The organism is Phyllobacterium endophyticum, from assembly GCF_003010935.1.
Classification (GTDB): domain Bacteria; phylum Pseudomonadota; class Alphaproteobacteria; order Rhizobiales; family Rhizobiaceae; genus Phyllobacterium; species Phyllobacterium endophyticum.
This window is the reverse complement of the sequence record NZ_PGGN01000004.1, coordinates 588236-602368: the sequence shown is the minus strand read 5'-3', so window position 1 is coordinate 602368 and position 14133 is coordinate 588236. Positions and strand designations below refer to the sequence as shown.

Sequence of the window (14133 nt, the reverse complement as noted above, 5' to 3'; positions counted from 1 at the left end):
TCGTCATCCATAACGCAGCTTCAGGCCAAGGATGGTCAGAATTAAGAGCAGCGTTACTCCATTCGCTGCCATGACCGGCCAGGAACTGATCATCATCCCGTAAAACAGCCAGAGAAGAACACCCAGCGCCAGCGAAACGTTCGTTACGAGCGAGATACTCGCGGTCTCGCGATGCCGGACTATTTTAACGATCTGGGGTATCCAGCACAGCGTTGTAATAGCGGCAGCGAGGCTGCCAACGAGTTCAATATGGATCGGCACGGATGGGCACTTTCAAAGGAATGGGTCTAAACTGATAATTGGCGATATTCGCTTCAGAAATATAGCGGAATCATGTTCGTGCGAGCGGGTTGCGCAAATTATTTGGACATGCGCTCAGACCAACAATGCATCGCGTCCCATGTTGAGATGGAGGTCATGACCCTCGTAGGCATTCGCTTCGGCAACGTCCTCATTCAGTTCAATGCCGAGGCCAGGTTCGGATGATGGAATGACATATCCATTTTCCCATCGGATCGGCTTTTTCAAAATTTTGGCGTGGAAGCCTCCGAAGGCCTGAATACATTCGAGAATGAGAAAGTTCGGGCTACAGGTCGAAATTTGGATATTGGCGGCGCCGACGATGGGCCCGCAATAGAGATGGGGCGCGATCTGGGCGTGGAAGGTCTCTGCCATTCCGGCGATTTTCTTTGCTTCCAGAATGCCCCCGACCCGTCCAAGATTCATCTGCAGGATGTTCGCGGCACCGTTTACCAGCAAACGCTGAAACTCGTATTTCGTTGTCAGGCGCTCACCCGAAGCAATCGGGATCGACGTATGCTGTTGGACATAGCCCATATTTTCCGGCATATCCGGCGGCACCGGCTCTTCCAGCCATAGAGGATCGTAGGGCTCAAGACGTTTTGCGAGGCGGACAGCGCTGCTCGGCGTCATCTGGCCGTGGGTCCCGAACAAGAGGTCAGCCCTGGAGCCGACGGCTTCACGAACGAGCCGCGCGAATTTCTCGCCGAGATCGAGTTGTTCGAGCGACAGCTGACGTGGATCGAACGCGGTATACGGCGCCACCGGATCGAACTTCACCGCCGTGTAGCCTTGCGCGACGTACTCTGCCGCCCGCTGGGCAGAGGCTTCGGCGTCCCAGTAGATGGCCGACGTCTCGCCCAGTTCCGGTTTGGGATAGATGTAGGTGTAACTGCGCAGCCGCTCATGAACCTTGCCGCCGAGCAATTCATAGACCGGCTTGCCGGCTTCCTTGCCGATAATATCCCAGCAAGCCATTTCAAGTGCCGAAACTGCTCCCATGACAGTTACGTCGGGCCGCTGGGTGAAGCCGCCGGAATAGGCGCGGCGAAAGAAACGTTCGATATGGTGCGGGTCCTCGCCGATAAGCCAGCGCTCGGCTACGTCCTCGATCACCTTGCGCATTACCTGCGGGCTGACGGTGGAATTATAGGCCTCGCCATAGCCGGTCACGCCGGAGTCCGTCGTTAGCTTGACGAAGAGAAACCACGTTCCACCAAACGATGGCGGCGGATTGCCGACAACAAAGGTTTTGACATCTGTGATCTTCATGACGCCTCCGGACGTTGGTACAGAAGGAGACTAGGCCACACGCGGCGTCATGCGAAACCACGCAACGACCCGCAGTGTCGGGTTTCCGACAGTTCCCGGTGCGGCCCCTTCCCAAATCGCCCGCTGCAAAGCATCATGCAAAAGATCCTAAAGATACATGGAGGCTTGAGTTGAGTGAACAAACCAAACCTATCGGCGAATTGACGCTGCGTACTCTGGCGATGCCCGCCGATGCGAATGCCGCGGGAGACATCTTTGGCGGCTGGGTCATGGCACAGATGGATCTGTCTTGCGGCATCAGGGCGGCAGAACGGGCAAGGGGGAGGGTCGTGACCGCTGCGGTCAAGGAAATGGCCTTCGCAAAACCGGTCAAGATCGGTGACACGTTGTGCGTCTATACCCATATCGATCGTGTCGGACGAACATCCATAACGTTGAAGGTGGAGGCCTGGGCGCAACGCTACCTTTCTGATCTGATGGAACGCGTTACGCATGCCGATTTTGTGATGGTCGCTCTCGACAGGGAAGGCAAGCCCACGCCAGTTCCCGGCGAGCGCTAGAGCTGGCTGCCGATCATGTACTTGTCCCAGAAGCCTGCCTCGGCGTCGATCTGCTCGACGACGTCGATCCAAAGACCGGAGGGATCATGAAAGCCGAAACGACGCTGCCCGAATGGCTCGTCCGTCAGCGGATATTCGATTTTCAGGCCGGAAGCGCTCATCTTTTCAAACGCCGCCCGCGCATCGTCCACCTGAAGTTCAAAGCACATTCCGCTCCCGCTGAAGGAGTCCGAGCCGGGTGGAGACGACGGGTGATCGGGTGTCATGAACGCAATGGACGCGCTGCCGTCTTCCGCTGAAAGCCAGCAAAACCAGGTACTATCGAAGCCACTGACGAATCCAAGATGCTGGATCCAAAAATCTCGGCAGGCTTCTTTGCGCGGTGTAATAATAATAGGATATCGGTCGGTAAAGGCCATATGCTCGTCCTGGGTGTTGTTGAGACGGCATTAGACAGGAGGGGCGGGGAGGTTTGCAAGTGGCGTTTGGCAGGAGAAAAATAGGAATAAGTTCTCAGCTGAGAACTTGCGGCCGTCAACTGTCGGGGAGATGCGTTCAGCGAGAACTGCAATCATCCGCCTGGGAAAAACGCGCGTTTCCGGTCGAAAAACGTTTCCGTTTGCAGGAAAAGCCGTGCCATTTTTGGCAAAAGTTACGCCATTTTGAGCAAAACTCACATCAAAAATAAAGGCAAAAACGTGGCTTTTTTTGGAGCAATTCAAGACTACTCGCGCAAGCGCAACGAGGAGGACAGCGCGAAAGTCGAGTTCGTCGAATTGTTTTTCGATCTCGTCTTCGTCTTTGCAATCACGCAGATTTCGCACTTGCTTCTGCACGATCTGAGCCTGAAGGGCGTCGCCGAGAGTTCGTTGCTTCTTGGGGCAATCTGGTGGGTCTGGGTCTATACGATGTGGTGCACGAACTGGCTTGACCCGTCGACCCCGCCGGTTCGGATCATGCTGTTCGTGCTGATGGCGGCCGGGCTTGTCCTTTCGACGTCGATTCCAAATGCCTTCGGAGCACGCGGACTGGTATTCGCCTGCGCTTTCGTCTTCATGCAACTTGGCAGGTCGCTTTTCATGGTCTGGGCGTTGCGGCACCACAACGAGTCCAATTTCCGCAATTTCCTGCGAATCACGATTTGGCTCATAGTATCGGGCTCGTTCTGGATCGCCGGTGGCTTGAGCGATCTAGAGTCCCGGCTGGTACTCTGGGCTCTCGCGCTGGGCATCGAACTGATCGGACCGGCACTGGGCTTCTGGACCTATGGTTTGGGGGCATCCTCAACGGAAGATTGGGATATCGACGGCGATCACATGGCGGAACGGTCCGCGCTTTTCGTCATTATCGCGCTCGGAGAATCCATCCTTGTCTCCGGAGAGACTTTTGCCGGCCAGGAGTGGAATCTGACCTCTTTTTCGGCGTTCCTGACAACTTTCGTTGCGTCGGTCGCCATGTGGCTCGTCTATTTCAACATTGGGCAATCGGTTGCCCATGAAAAGATCGCCGAGACCGACAATCCGGGGAAGATTGCACGCTTCGCCTATACCTATGTGCACATTCTGCTCGTGGCAGGGATCATCGTCGTTGCCGTGTCCGACGAACTTATCCTTGCGCATCCCGAAGGACACGCCGATGCCGCGACTATCTGGACGTCCGTCGGCGGCACTGCTCTGTATCTGATCGGCAACCTGCTCTTCAAATATTACATCGCGGGAAGGCCGCCGCTGTCGCATATGGTCGGGCTCGGGTTGTGTGCGATCGTGGCATTTTTTGCGGATGAATTGTCGCCGCTGGTGCTAGGAGCAATCACCAGCGGTATCTTGATCGTCGTAACAGTCTGGGAGTTTTTTGGCCGCGTCGAGGCGGATCATCCCGTCGAGGATTAGGCAGCGCCCTAACGGCAGGCGCGACGTCCATTGCGCCGCTGCATCAGATCAAAGTGGAAATGCGTACCGTGGAACCTGTCATAACCGGGCCCAAGAACCGTCGTGAAATAGTCGCAGGCATCCGAACGGACGGTGTTTAACAGGCCTCGCTGGCGGAAAGCGAACCAGCCGGGCTTTTGCACCTGAATAGCCTTGCCGTTGTTGAGAGTGATCCTGGAAATATCCAGCGCATTGCCCTTGGAATGTTCGGACATACTGCGTCCACGCTGACTGCTCATGGTGCGGCAGGAATAACTTGATGCCTGATGGATAGTGTTAATGCCAGAGAGATAGCGCAGCCGGGTCGACGGCGAGAGATCCCCCTTGACCCAGCGGGCAAAGGCCAAGGTCATCTGGCAGTTCAAGGTCGCGCTCGGTTTCAGCCTGATGCGGCCGCTGGAGAAACCGCTGACGGTCAAAGGATGGTCAATCCGGCAGACTCCTCCATCGTTGATTGGATCGCGCTCTTGAAAAACAACGCCAAGTTGTTTGAGTTGGGTCCGGCATGCGGTCTCGCTGCCTGACATGGCGAGCCTGGTTTCCCCGCGCGCAATAGGGTCGCGAATACCGCCCGAATAGCCATAGCTTTCCGCGTCGTCGGAGGCCGGTTCGGATTCCGGCAAGGAGTAACGCTTCGGCTCCGCGACCTGCGGCGCTTCCGGCACGACAATCGTGTCCGGCTGCTGGTCAGGTGCTTGCGCTACGTCTGACGCGGAGAGAATCTCGGGCTCCTGGGCAGCGAACTCCCCCGGCTCGGCGCTAGCCCGTAACTGGTTCTCCTCGGCGACACCGTTGCTCTCTTCGCTGGCGAGCGATTGGCTGGCCACGGAAGTATCTGAATCGCCAACGTCGGCCATGGGCCGCCGCACATCGCCCATGCCGCATGCACTGAGCGCTGTGGTGGTGCACAGAATAACAGCCATAGATAAACGCCTGAGGCGTGTAGCGGACGACAACGCACTACTCATGTCACCACATCCCCTTTGCCTCGAAAAGGCACAGGCGCCTAAAGATAGTGACAAATTGTAAAGGAATGGTCAGCGCCGGTGTTAAGACCTACGTCGAAAATGTGATCCGCTGGCCCGTTGCTCCCGGATTGATTTTGCTGCAATCAGCCAAACCATTCGCTTCTTCTTCCTTCCTCCTCCATTCCCCTTCCTTCCGGATACCCATCATGACGTCTCTTCTATCGCCATCGCTTCTGCCGATTTTTCTTCTTGTTGCCTCGAATGTCTTCATGACCTTCGCCTGGTACGGCCACTTGAAATATCCCACCGCACCACTTGCGCTCGTGGTCTTCACCAGTTGGGGTATTGCCCTGATGGAATATTGGCTGGCCATCCCCGCCAATCGTATCGGTCACACGGTCTATTCGACTGCCGAGCTCAAGACCATGCAGGAGGTCATCACCCTTGTCGTGTTCAGCGTATTTTCTGTTTTCTATCTGAAAGAGGCGTTCACCTGGCAGCATGTCGCCGGGTTTGCCTTGATCGCCGGCGGAGCCACGTTGATCTTCAAGGCCTGACCCTTGCCCGGCTGCGCAGAGCGGGAATCAACTCCACGGCGATCATCGCGAGGAAAATGAGCGCACATCCCACCGAGCCCTGAAGAGACAGGCGTTCGCCGAGCAGCATCGCACCGAAGAGAGCTGCAAACAACGCCTCGGAAGACAGCATGATTGCGGCTTGCGGAGCGGTTGTGAAGCGCTGACCCACGGCTTGAAGCGTGAAACCGATGCCTGAGGAGATGACACCGGCGAATAGAATTTCCGGCGCTGCCGCCAGGATGGAGAAGAGTTCGCTGCGCTCGGTGAACGACGTGGCTACAAGCCCGAGAACTCCGCAGACCATGAACTGAACAAAAGACAACATGATGGGCCTGCCGCTTTTCATGCCCAACCGGTTGATGAAAATGATCTGCAGCGCCCAGAAGACGGCACATGCAACAATCAGCCAATCTCCGATCGTAAGGCCGTCGAGATGTCCTCCAGACAATAGGAAAATGCCTGCGAGTGCTGCCAAGGCGCAGGGCCAGACGATAGGGTGCGGCCATTGCCAAAACAGGATGACGGCAAGAAAAGGCACCATGACCACGTATAGTCCGGTCAGAAAGCCCGCATTGGTGACGGACGTGGTTTGCATGCCTATCTGTTGCAGTGCGGCTCCCGCAAAGAGCAGGACGCCTATGAAAAAGAAGCCGTTATAGTCGGCGCGCGTGAGCTTCACCGGCGCTGCCCTCGCTTCTCGAAGTGCAAGCGGGATGACTGTCAGGGCGGCGAGAAAGAAGCGCAGGCTGACAAACATGAACGGCCCCACACTGGCCATTGCGCTGGATTGGGCAACAAAACCAAAGCCCCAAATGGCTCCCGCGACAAGCAGCAATATATTGGCGCGACCATGCGTCATGAGAATCCCGCAAGAAGTTTCGCGGTCAACTCCGAGCCCGCATTCACCGGTCTCTAGCGATTGTGATCGAGCGCATCAAGGGTGGAAATCAACCGGCGCGCGTCAGCCGGATGATTTTGCCTTCGCCTTCGTCGGTGAGCAGATAGATCGAACCATCGTTCGCTACGCGCACATCGCGAATACGACCAAACGCGCCCTTCAGCATCCGTTCTTCGGACTTGATCGCGCCTTTGTCATCGCGGTCCATACGCACGAGCATCCGGGCCTTGAGCGCGCCCAGAAGAAGATCGCCCTTCCACTCGGGGAACATGGCACCATCGTACACTGCAAGACCCGAGGGAGCTATGGACGGATCCCAGTAATGGAGCGGTTGCTCGTAGCCTTCCGCATGGGTCCCAACACCGATTTTTGCGCCGGAATAGTCGACACCGTAAGTAATGACAGGCCAGCCGTAGTTTTTGCCGGGTTGGGGTTGGTTGATCTCGTCCCCGCCCTTGGCCCCATGGTCGACGATCAACGGGGAATCCGTTACGGCATCCCAGACCAGACCTTGCGGATTGCGATGTCCCTTGGACCAAATTTCGGCCAGCGCCTGTCCGCCGTCGGCAAACGGGTTGTCGGAGGGCGCACTTCCGTCAGCATCGATGCGAAGAATGGACCCCGCCTCGTCCTTGAAGTCCTGCGAGCGCTTCATGGTGCCCTGGTCGCCGATCGTGACAAAGATCTTGCCGTTGGGCGCAACGAGAATACGCGAGCCGAAATGCGACCATCCCCTGGTGCTTTGCTTTACCGATAGCAGAACCTTGACGTTTTCGAGTTCGGCTCCATCAGCATCGCGGGCCAGCCTGGCGCTCGCCATCACTGTACCGACACCATCCTGCCGAGGTTGCGTGTAGCTGAAATAGATCGTCCCGCTCTTGGCGAAGTCCGGCGCAAGCGCCACATCGAGCAAACCGCCTTCACCCCTGACAGCCACCTTGGGCACATCGGCTACGGGCCTGGATACTTTGCCATCCCTAACGATACGGATCTTCCCACCGCGCTCCGTTACCAGCAGTGCGCCATCGGGAAGAAAGGCGAGACCCCATGGATGATCGAGGCCGCTGGCGATTGTCTCAGCCGATATCGTGACCGTTTGCGTCTTGAAATCTTTCGCCAGTGCCAATGACGCGAACGACGACAGGGCAGCGAAGGTGATGACTGACGTAATGCGCAATAGCTGGTTCATTGACGACATTCCTCCTCGGCATCCGCTATTATTGTGCATGGTTTGCTGATCCGGTCGTCTCACAGTGGTGTGAATGGGCTACGCCGGGGTTTGGCCACCGGAACAAATCTTGCCGTGCGACATTTTCCACTTTGTTCGTGAAATCGCTGGAAACAGTGCTATATTAAGTCACGAACGACTGAACGGTTCCGGAGTCTTGGACTTCGGCGACCGTTTTCTTTTTGTGTTGAGGGGCACCGGCCGGTGCCGTTCGATAGTTGACTACGAAAGGAGAGGGCATGGAAAAGGTCCCGATGACTCAGGCTGGATTCGACAAGCTCAAGGAGGAGTTGCGCTGGCGCCAGCAGGAAGAACGTCCACGTATCATTGCGGCTATTTCGGAAGCGCGCGCCCATGGCGACCTTTCGGAGAATGCCGAATACCACGCCGCCAAGGAAGCCCAGAGCCACAATGAAGGCCGGGTCGGCGAGCTTGAGGATTATACGGCACGCGCCGAAATCATCGATATTTCCAAGCTGTCAGGCGACAAGATCAAATTTGGCGCCACGATCCAACTGATCGATGAGGATACGGAAGAGGAAAAGGTTTACCAGATTGTCGGCGATCAGGAAGCTGATCCCAAGGCGGGCCGCATCTCGATTTCCTCGCCGATTGCGCGCGCGCTGATTGGCAAGAGTGAAGGCGAGACGATCGAAGTCAATGCACCCGGTGGTGCGCGATCTTACGAAATCATCGGTTTCAGGTTCGTCTAGACTTCGTGCGGGATCCGCTGAGCAGCGTCGAGGTGATCGCTCCGAATTTCAAGCGCAAGCTTTCGGGGGTCACCTCGACTATCGTTCAACTCGTTCCGGTCCAGCGGGCCCAGGGCCTGAAAATCGTGACCATGGGTCCGGGCCTTCCGGCCGACCTTCCCAATATGGGATGGCTGTCGCTGCCCGGTCTTTGGTTCAGGCCGAAGAACAGGCCATTCCGCATTTGGCACGCCCGTCGCAACATCGAGATGATTGCCGGTATTGTCATGCGCCATGTGCTGCGCATGAAGCTCGAGCTTTTGTTCACCTCCGCTGCCCAGCGCGATCACAGGCCTTTCACCAAATGGCTGATCCGCCGCATGCATGGCGTGATCGCAACAAGCGGCAAATCCGGCAGCTTTCTGCAGGTGCCGCATACGGTGATCATGCATGGCGTCGATACGGAAAGATTCCATCCGCCACGGGATGAAGAGGACAGGTTTGCCGCCTCCGGGTTACCAGGGCGCTATCTTGTCGGCTGCTCGGGGCGCATTCGTCCGTCGAAGGGCACGGATCTGTTCGTTGATGCGATGATCAACCTGCTGCCGCAATACCCCGACTGGACAGCGGTCATGACCGGCCGTACGACCGTCGAATACAGAAGCTTCGAGCAGGGCTTGCGCGACAGGATCATGAAAGCCGGGCTTCAGGACCGCATCATATTCCTCGGCGAGGTGCCGGATGTGCGTATCTGGTATCGGCGCATGGCGCTTTACGTTGCACCATCCCGCAACGAGGGCTTCGGCCTCACGCCGCTCGAGGCCATGGCGTCGCAAACAGCCGTGGTTGCGAGCGACGCCGGCGCTTATTCGGAGATGATCGAGCCCGAAACCGGAATTGTCGTTCCTGCCGGAAACGGACCGGCACTAGAGCAGGCAGTTGCGTGCTATCTTGCCGATCCCGCCCTGTGTGAAGAGGCGGGCAAGCTTGCGCTGGTGCACGTTTCCCGCAACTTCCCGCTGCAGAAGGAAGCCGAACGCATCCGCGAGGTTTACGAGCAGCTTTTCGCGCGCGGATCGAGATCGTGAAGGTTGAGGCCTTCATCATCCATCTCAAGCGCGCGGCACGTCGCGGCGAACATGCTCGCGGATTAGTTGGCCGATTGGCCATGAAAGCGCAGATCCTCGATGCAGTCGATGCCCTTGACATGGGCGAGGAAGATATTGCCGCTGTCTACACGCGATCTTTGCACAGACCCCGTTATCCCTTTGAACTCAGGAAGTCCGAGGTCGCCTGTTTTCTCTCGCATCGCAAGGCTTGGCAGGCAATCGTCGACAGGGGACTGGATGCCGGCCTTGTCATCGAGGACGACGTCGATGTGGATGGCGGTTTCGCTGCACAGTTGCAACTGGCGATCGATATGGTGCAGCCGCAAGATTACATCCGGTTCCCGCGCTGGCCGCGTGGCGAGGCGGGCCTGCAAGTGGCGCGCAGAGGTGAGGGCAGCATCATTCATCCAGAACTGCCCGGACTTGGAATGCAGATGCAACTCGTCGGACGCGAAGCTGCCATCGCGCTCCTTGCTGCTACGGAACGCTTCGACAGGCCGGTGGACACGACGATACAGATGACCTGGGTGCACGGCGCCCGGGTTTTGTCAGCGCGACCGATCACCATTCGCGAGATCGATCTCGGCGGGTCGGTCGTTCAGGGCAAGAACAAGACGTTCGGCGGGCGGCTGAGGCGGGAGATCCTGCGTCCCTGGTATCGCGTGAGGCTCTACGTCTACAATAAGATGCGGCGTTAGAGCACCATAAGCGGTTCGTTCTTGACCGAACGGATCGTCAGCGACGTGCGGACGGAATCCACATTGGGCGTCGATGTCAGTTCTTCGATGACAAAATTCTGAAACGTGCTCAGATCGCTTGCAACGCAGTGCAAGAGAAAGTCCGACTCGCCGGAGACCATCCACGCCCGGCGCACGAGCGTCCAGTGCTTGGTCGTCTCGGCAAAACTTTTCAAATCTGCATCAGACTGGCGGTGCAGGCGGATCATGCAGAATGCGACGATGTCCTGGCCCAGAATGGCGCCATTCAGGATTGCGCGATAGCCCAGGATGATGCCTGCCTCTTCGAGTTTGCGTACACGGCGCAGACATGGCGGTGCCGATATGCCGACGCGTTCTGCCAATTCGACATTGGTTATGCGGCCATTATCCTGCAATTGTTTCAGGATTTTCCAGTCGATCGCGTCGAGCTCGGCCTTCAAAGGCATGTTTTGTCCTGTCCCAAGAGAATTGTGGCACCATAAGCGATTCCCCGCGCTGTGTAATCACATCGCGCGATGGTTGCAAACAGCTTCGGCAAATGGCCCGGAAACGCCGCTGTTCCGCCACAAGCTGTGGCTAACCCGGCTATATTGAGCCAAGACCTTGCAACGAAGGGTGCTCAACCACTACTTTATAGTCATTGAAAGGGCATGGCCGTTCATGCCATCTCTTGTATGTCGAACAGATATCACTTCAAGGTATAGTCATGTCACAGCGCCATGTGCCCGTTCTTATCATCGGTTCCGGTCCCGCAGGTTATACTGCGGCGATCTATGCGGCCCGTGCAAACCTGAAGCCGGTTATCGTCGCAGGTCTTCAGCAGGGCGGTCAGTTGATGATCACGACCGACGTCGAGAATTATCCCGGCTATGCCGATCCCGTCCAGGGCCCGTGGATGATGGAACAGATGCGGATCCAGGCTGAGCACGTGGGTACGGAAATCGTTCATGACATCATTACGGAAGTCGACCTATCGGTACGGCCGTTCCGGCTGATCGGTGACGGTGGCACGCAATATACATGCGATGCGCTGATCATTGCGACGGGCGCACAGGCCAAATGGCTTGGCATCGAAACAGAACAGACATTCATGGGGTTTGGCGTCTCGGCCTGTGCCACATGTGACGGTTTCTTCTATCGCAACAGGGACGTTGTCGTTGTCGGCGGCGGCAATACTGCTGTCGAGGAGGCGCTGTATCTGTCGAATATAGCCAAGTCGGTGACAGTCGTGCATCGCCGCGATCACTTCCGCGCTGAGAAAATCCTGCAGGACCGGTTGTTCAGTAAAGAAAACGTCAAAGTCATATGGGACAATGTGATCGACGAGATCACCGGGACAGAAGCCAAGGCACCCATGCCGGCATCGGTCTCGGGCGTTCGGCTGAAAAATGTGAAGACCGGTGAATTGACGGAGCTCGAAACGCACGGTGTTTTTATCGCTATTGGCCATGCGCCGGCGGTCGAGCTTTTCAAGGGGAAGCTCAAACATAAGCCGAATGGCTACCTCTGGACCGCTGCCGATTCAACGGCGACTGATGTGCCCGGCGTCTTTGCCGCTGGCGATGTTACCGATGATGTCTACCGTCAGGCGGTCACCGCTGCCGGCATGGGTTGCATGGCGGCGCTCGAGGCCGAGCGTTGGCTGGCTGCTCAGGAACCGGTGCGTCAAGCTGCCGAATAGTAGCCATCGAGTGGAACCGGTCCCGATATGTGCGGCCGGAACGGGGGAGAGACTGCGCGATGTCGCTTGATTGGGACAAATTGCGAATATTCCATGCTGCTGCGGAGGCAGGGTCCTTTACCCATGCCGCCGAGACGTTGCATCTGTCGCAATCAGCCATTTCGCGTCAGGTTAGTGCTCTCGAGCAGGACGTTGGCGTGCCCCTGTTTCACCGGCATGCCCGCGGCCTCATCCTGACGGAGCAGGGGGAGGTACTTTACCGCACTGCGCACGAAGTCCTGATGAAGCTCGAGAATGTCCGCTCACGCCTTACCGAGAGCAAGGATCGGCCATCGGGCAAATTGCGGGTGACGACGACTGTCGGTCTTGGCTCTGGCTGGCTGATTGAGCGCGTGCAGGAATTCATCGAACTTTATCCTGAGGTTCAGCTGCAACTGCTTTTCGACAATGAAGAGCTCGACCTGACGATGCGGCACGCGGATTGTGCAATTCGTCTGCGCCAGCCACAGCAGCCGGATCTCATCCAGCGGCGGCTATTTACAGTGCACATGCACGTCTATGCGTCGCCGGCCTATATTGCGAAATATGGCAAGATCGAAAATGTCGAGGAGATCGACTCCCACCGCATCGTCAGCTTCGGCGAGCCCACTCCATCCTATCTCACCAATTTGAACTGGCTGGAGATCATTGGGCGGTCGGATGGCAATCTCAGACCGGCCGTTCTGCAGATCAACAACCTTTTGTCCATCAAACGCGCCATCCAAAAAGGCGTCGGTATCGGCGTATTGCCGGATTACATGGTGGAGAAGGATTCGACACTGGTCCGGCTATTGCCGGAAATGGAACTGCCGTCATTCGATACGTTTTTTTGTTATCCGGAGGGAATAAAGAACGCTGCCAAATTGCACGTCTTTCGAGATTTCCTTTTCTCCAAAGCACGTACATGGTCCTATTAGGACGTTATTTCTCTTCTTTCTGAAAAGATTTTCTTTCGACGTTTGTCGCACGCAAGAGCATCGCTTTGCCTGCATCACGTAGGCAAGGGTCTAAGATTCCAATATCTGCCGCCAGTCCGCCGGTATGCGCCGGGTGCATGGGTGCGTTGCACAATTGATGGTTGCGAGAGCAAGCTAAAGGGCTCATATGCAGGTCACTTGCCGGTGCGTCTCCTCCTCCCATTGCGCGCCCGCAAGTGTTCCCCTCTGGAGGTATCGCCGGAAACGGCACCTTCAAAACTTAAGGCCGGGCAATTGTCCGGCCTCTTTTCTTTTCAGGGGTATGTTCAGATGTCCGCTGCATTTTTGAATGACGCCATCCTCGATCGGTATGTTGCAACAAAGTTGTAACAGGAGACCAGCAAATGCGAAGTGCTGTCCGGAAAATGGGAAATTCCTCTGGAGTCATTATTCCTAAACCGTTCCTTATCGAAATAGGGTCTCAACCAGGCGACGAAGTGGGTTTGCTTGTTGAGGATGGTCGCATCATTATCACCCTTGTCCGCGGTGCGCCGCGTGCTGGCTGGGCCGAAGATGCGAAAAGGATCGCAGAAAACAACGATGACGCCTTGTGGTGTGGCCGGAATTCCCCAATGAAGACGACAGCGAGCTAAAATGGTGAATCGCGGCGATGTGTGGCTCGTCTATCTCGACCCGACAATCGGCAGCGAAATTCAGAAAATCCGCCCTTGCCTTCTAATTTCACCGCCAGAAATGCATGATCATTTGCGCACGGTGATTGCTGCTCCAATGAATACGGGCAGCCGTCCAGCCGGCTTTAGAGTGGCTCTGCGTTTTCAAGACAAGGACGGCTTGGTGCTTCTTGATCAAATCCGCACGATTGACAAGCAGCGCCTTGTAAAAAAGCTGGGGCAGGTTTCCAGCGCTACGCTCAACACTATTCTTGCGAAGCTCAGAATGGTGTTCGAGTAGAAAAGGGGGTGATCAGGCGCGGTGGGCATACTCTGCCTGAGAAGGGTTTCCAGAGGCAGGCATGAAAGGCTCTAGTCTTCGTTTCTGCGAAGTGCCTGGATCAATCTGTGTCTTGGCTCGATGTGCTCATGAAGCACACCCAGAATAACCACTTCCTTTTCACCGCTGGTGTCTTGCACCTCTTTGAATATAGCAGGTGAGAGGCGCTGTGCCGTCGGTTGGAAACAAGTTCCAGATGCAAAGACCTGAAGCCTTTCTCAAGTCTTCGCGCG

The 14133-nt window shown here is 56.6% G+C and carries 17 protein-coding genes; 10 read left to right on the top strand and 7 right to left on the bottom strand.

The features are described from left to right. Positions 1-3: 3 nt before the first annotated feature. Both CU100_RS21085 and CU100_RS21080 read right to left on the bottom strand, forming a co-directional pair. Positions 4-261, bottom strand: a complete 258-nt coding sequence (locus tag CU100_RS21085) for a SemiSWEET family sugar transporter (protein ID WP_106718531.1) — start codon at positions 259-261, stop codon at positions 4-6. Between the two features lie 114 nt (positions 262-375). Continuing rightward, the gene (locus CU100_RS21080) at positions 376-1572 is read right to left on the bottom strand and encodes a mandelate racemase/muconate lactonizing enzyme family protein (RefSeq protein ID WP_106718530.1); all 1197 of its coding nucleotides are present in this window, start codon (positions 1570-1572) and stop codon (positions 376-378) included. Between the two features lie 221 nt (positions 1573-1793). On the opposite strand from CU100_RS21080, the gene CU100_RS21075 reads away from it, so the two are divergent. Continuing rightward, on the top strand, positions 1794-2132 hold the full coding sequence (locus CU100_RS21075; RefSeq protein ID WP_106718697.1) for an acyl-CoA thioesterase: 339 nt from the start codon (positions 1794-1796) through the stop codon (positions 2130-2132). Here the strand turns inward: CU100_RS21075 and CU100_RS21070 are convergent. Beyond that, positions 2129-2551, bottom strand: coding sequence for a VOC family protein (locus tag CU100_RS21070; protein ID WP_106718529.1), 423 nt, complete (start codon positions 2549-2551; stop codon positions 2129-2131). The two genes, CU100_RS21075 and CU100_RS21070, sit on opposite strands and share 4 nt — an antisense overlap. A 279-nt stretch (positions 2552-2830) precedes the next feature. Here CU100_RS21070 and CU100_RS21065 point away from each other — a divergent pair, with 279 nt between their 5' ends. Next, a complete protein-coding gene (locus CU100_RS21065) occupies positions 2831-4021 on the top strand; it encodes a low temperature requirement protein A (protein WP_106718696.1) in 1191 nt (396 codons plus the stop codon). 8 nt (positions 4022-4029) lie between these two features. Here the strand turns inward: CU100_RS21065 and CU100_RS21060 are convergent, their stop codons facing one another. Beyond that, complete coding sequence (locus CU100_RS21060) at positions 4030-5028, bottom strand: extensin-like domain-containing protein (RefSeq protein WP_106718528.1); 999 nt, start codon at positions 5026-5028, stop codon at positions 4030-4032. Positions 5029-5234: 206 nt separating this feature from the next. On the opposite strand from CU100_RS21060, the gene CU100_RS21055 reads away from it, so the two are divergent. Next, positions 5235-5585 carry a DMT family protein gene (locus CU100_RS21055; RefSeq protein ID WP_106718695.1) on the top strand — a complete coding sequence of 117 codons (351 nt, stop codon included), beginning with the start codon at positions 5235-5237 and terminating at the stop codon, positions 5583-5585. On the opposite strand, the gene CU100_RS21050 is transcribed toward CU100_RS21055, so the two are convergent. Next, positions 5575-6465: a DMT family transporter gene (locus tag CU100_RS21050; protein WP_106718527.1), complete on the bottom strand. Its 891-nt coding sequence runs from the start codon at positions 6463-6465 to the stop codon at positions 5575-5577. The two genes, CU100_RS21055 and CU100_RS21050, sit on opposite strands and share 11 nt — an antisense overlap. An 88-nt stretch (positions 6466-6553) precedes the next feature. After that, complete coding sequence (locus CU100_RS21045) at positions 6554-7693, bottom strand: PQQ-dependent sugar dehydrogenase (RefSeq protein ID WP_106718526.1); 1140 nt, start codon at positions 7691-7693, stop codon at positions 6554-6556. 278 nt (positions 7694-7971) lie between these two features. Here CU100_RS21045 and greA point away from each other — a divergent pair, with 278 nt between their 5' ends. Genes greA through CU100_RS21030 form a run of 3 tightly spaced genes read left to right on the top strand, consistent with a single transcriptional unit; the run spans position 7972 to position 10231 of the window. Beyond that, entirely contained in the window at positions 7972-8445 is a 474-nt protein-coding gene (gene greA, locus CU100_RS21040; protein ID WP_106718525.1) for a transcription elongation factor GreA, read from the top strand. 5 nt (positions 8446-8450) lie between these two features. Continuing rightward, entirely contained in the window at positions 8451-9512 is a 1062-nt protein-coding gene (locus tag CU100_RS21035) for a glycosyltransferase family 4 protein (RefSeq protein WP_106718524.1), read from the top strand. After that, the gene (locus tag CU100_RS21030; RefSeq protein ID WP_106718523.1) at positions 9509-10231 is read left to right on the top strand and encodes a glycosyltransferase family 25 protein; all 723 of its coding nucleotides are present in this window, start codon (positions 9509-9511) and stop codon (positions 10229-10231) included. Before CU100_RS21035 ends, CU100_RS21030 begins: the two co-directional genes overlap by 4 nt. Here CU100_RS21030 and CU100_RS21025 read toward each other — a convergent pair. After that, positions 10228-10698, bottom strand: coding sequence for an Lrp/AsnC family transcriptional regulator (locus tag CU100_RS21025; RefSeq protein ID WP_106718522.1), 471 nt, complete (start codon positions 10696-10698; stop codon positions 10228-10230). The two genes, CU100_RS21030 and CU100_RS21025, sit on opposite strands and share 4 nt — an antisense overlap. A gap of 260 nt (positions 10699-10958) precedes the next feature. Here CU100_RS21025 and trxB point away from each other — a divergent pair, with 260 nt between their 5' ends. From trxB to CU100_RS21005, 4 genes are all read left to right on the top strand, one after another. After that, positions 10959-11933 carry a thioredoxin-disulfide reductase gene (gene trxB, locus CU100_RS21020; RefSeq protein ID WP_106718694.1) on the top strand — a complete coding sequence of 325 codons (975 nt, stop codon included), beginning with the start codon at positions 10959-10961 and terminating at the stop codon, positions 11931-11933. Positions 11934-11992: 59 nt separating this feature from the next. Next, positions 11993-12889: a LysR family transcriptional regulator gene (locus tag CU100_RS21015; RefSeq protein WP_106718521.1), complete on the top strand. Its 897-nt coding sequence runs from the start codon at positions 11993-11995 to the stop codon at positions 12887-12889. 404 nt (positions 12890-13293) lie between these two features. Continuing rightward, positions 13294-13542, top strand: a complete 249-nt coding sequence (locus CU100_RS21010; protein WP_342588320.1) for an AbrB/MazE/SpoVT family DNA-binding domain-containing protein — start codon at positions 13294-13296, stop codon at positions 13540-13542. A 1-nt stretch (position 13543) separates the two neighbouring features. Continuing rightward, the gene (locus CU100_RS21005) at positions 13544-13861 is read left to right on the top strand and encodes a type II toxin-antitoxin system PemK/MazF family toxin (protein ID WP_106718520.1); all 318 of its coding nucleotides are present in this window, start codon (positions 13544-13546) and stop codon (positions 13859-13861) included. Positions 13862-14133 lie beyond the last annotated feature (272 nt).

What these genes read in the sequence shown, in the direction of transcription:
- CU100_RS21080 (WP_106718530.1), bottom strand. Translation starts at nt 1,572, where the DNA reads ATGAAGATCACAGATGTCAAAACCTTTGTTGTCGGCAATCCGCCGCCA.
- CU100_RS21075 (WP_106718697.1), top strand. Translation starts at nt 1,794, where the DNA reads ATGCCCGCCGATGCGAATGCCGCGGGAGACATCTTTGGCGGCTGGGTC.
- CU100_RS21070 (WP_106718529.1), bottom strand. Translation starts at nt 2,551, where the DNA reads ATGGCCTTTACCGACCGATATCCTATTATTATTACACCGCGCAAAGAA.
- CU100_RS21060 (WP_106718528.1), bottom strand. Translation starts at nt 5,028, where the DNA reads ATGAGTAGTGCGTTGTCGTCCGCTACACGCCTCAGGCGTTTATCTATG.
- CU100_RS21055 (WP_106718695.1), top strand. Translation starts at nt 5,235, where the DNA reads ATGACGTCTCTTCTATCGCCATCGCTTCTGCCGATTTTTCTTCTTGTT.
- CU100_RS21050 (WP_106718527.1), bottom strand. Translation starts at nt 6,465, where the DNA reads ATGACGCATGGTCGCGCCAATATATTGCTGCTTGTCGCGGGAGCCATT.
- CU100_RS21045 (WP_106718526.1), bottom strand. Translation starts at nt 7,693, where the DNA reads ATGAACCAGCTATTGCGCATTACGTCAGTCATCACCTTCGCTGCCCTG.
- greA (WP_106718525.1), top strand. Translation starts at nt 7,972, where the DNA reads ATGGAAAAGGTCCCGATGACTCAGGCTGGATTCGACAAGCTCAAGGAG.
- CU100_RS21025 (WP_106718522.1), bottom strand. Translation starts at nt 10,698, where the DNA reads ATGCCTTTGAAGGCCGAGCTCGACGCGATCGACTGGAAAATCCTGAAA.
- trxB (WP_106718694.1), top strand. Translation starts at nt 10,959, where the DNA reads ATGTCACAGCGCCATGTGCCCGTTCTTATCATCGGTTCCGGTCCCGCA.
- CU100_RS21015 (WP_106718521.1), top strand. Translation starts at nt 11,993, where the DNA reads ATGTCGCTTGATTGGGACAAATTGCGAATATTCCATGCTGCTGCGGAG.
- CU100_RS21010 (WP_342588320.1), top strand. Translation starts at nt 13,294, where the DNA reads ATGCGAAGTGCTGTCCGGAAAATGGGAAATTCCTCTGGAGTCATTATT.
- CU100_RS21005 (WP_106718520.1), top strand. Translation starts at nt 13,544, where the DNA reads ATGGTGAATCGCGGCGATGTGTGGCTCGTCTATCTCGACCCGACAATC.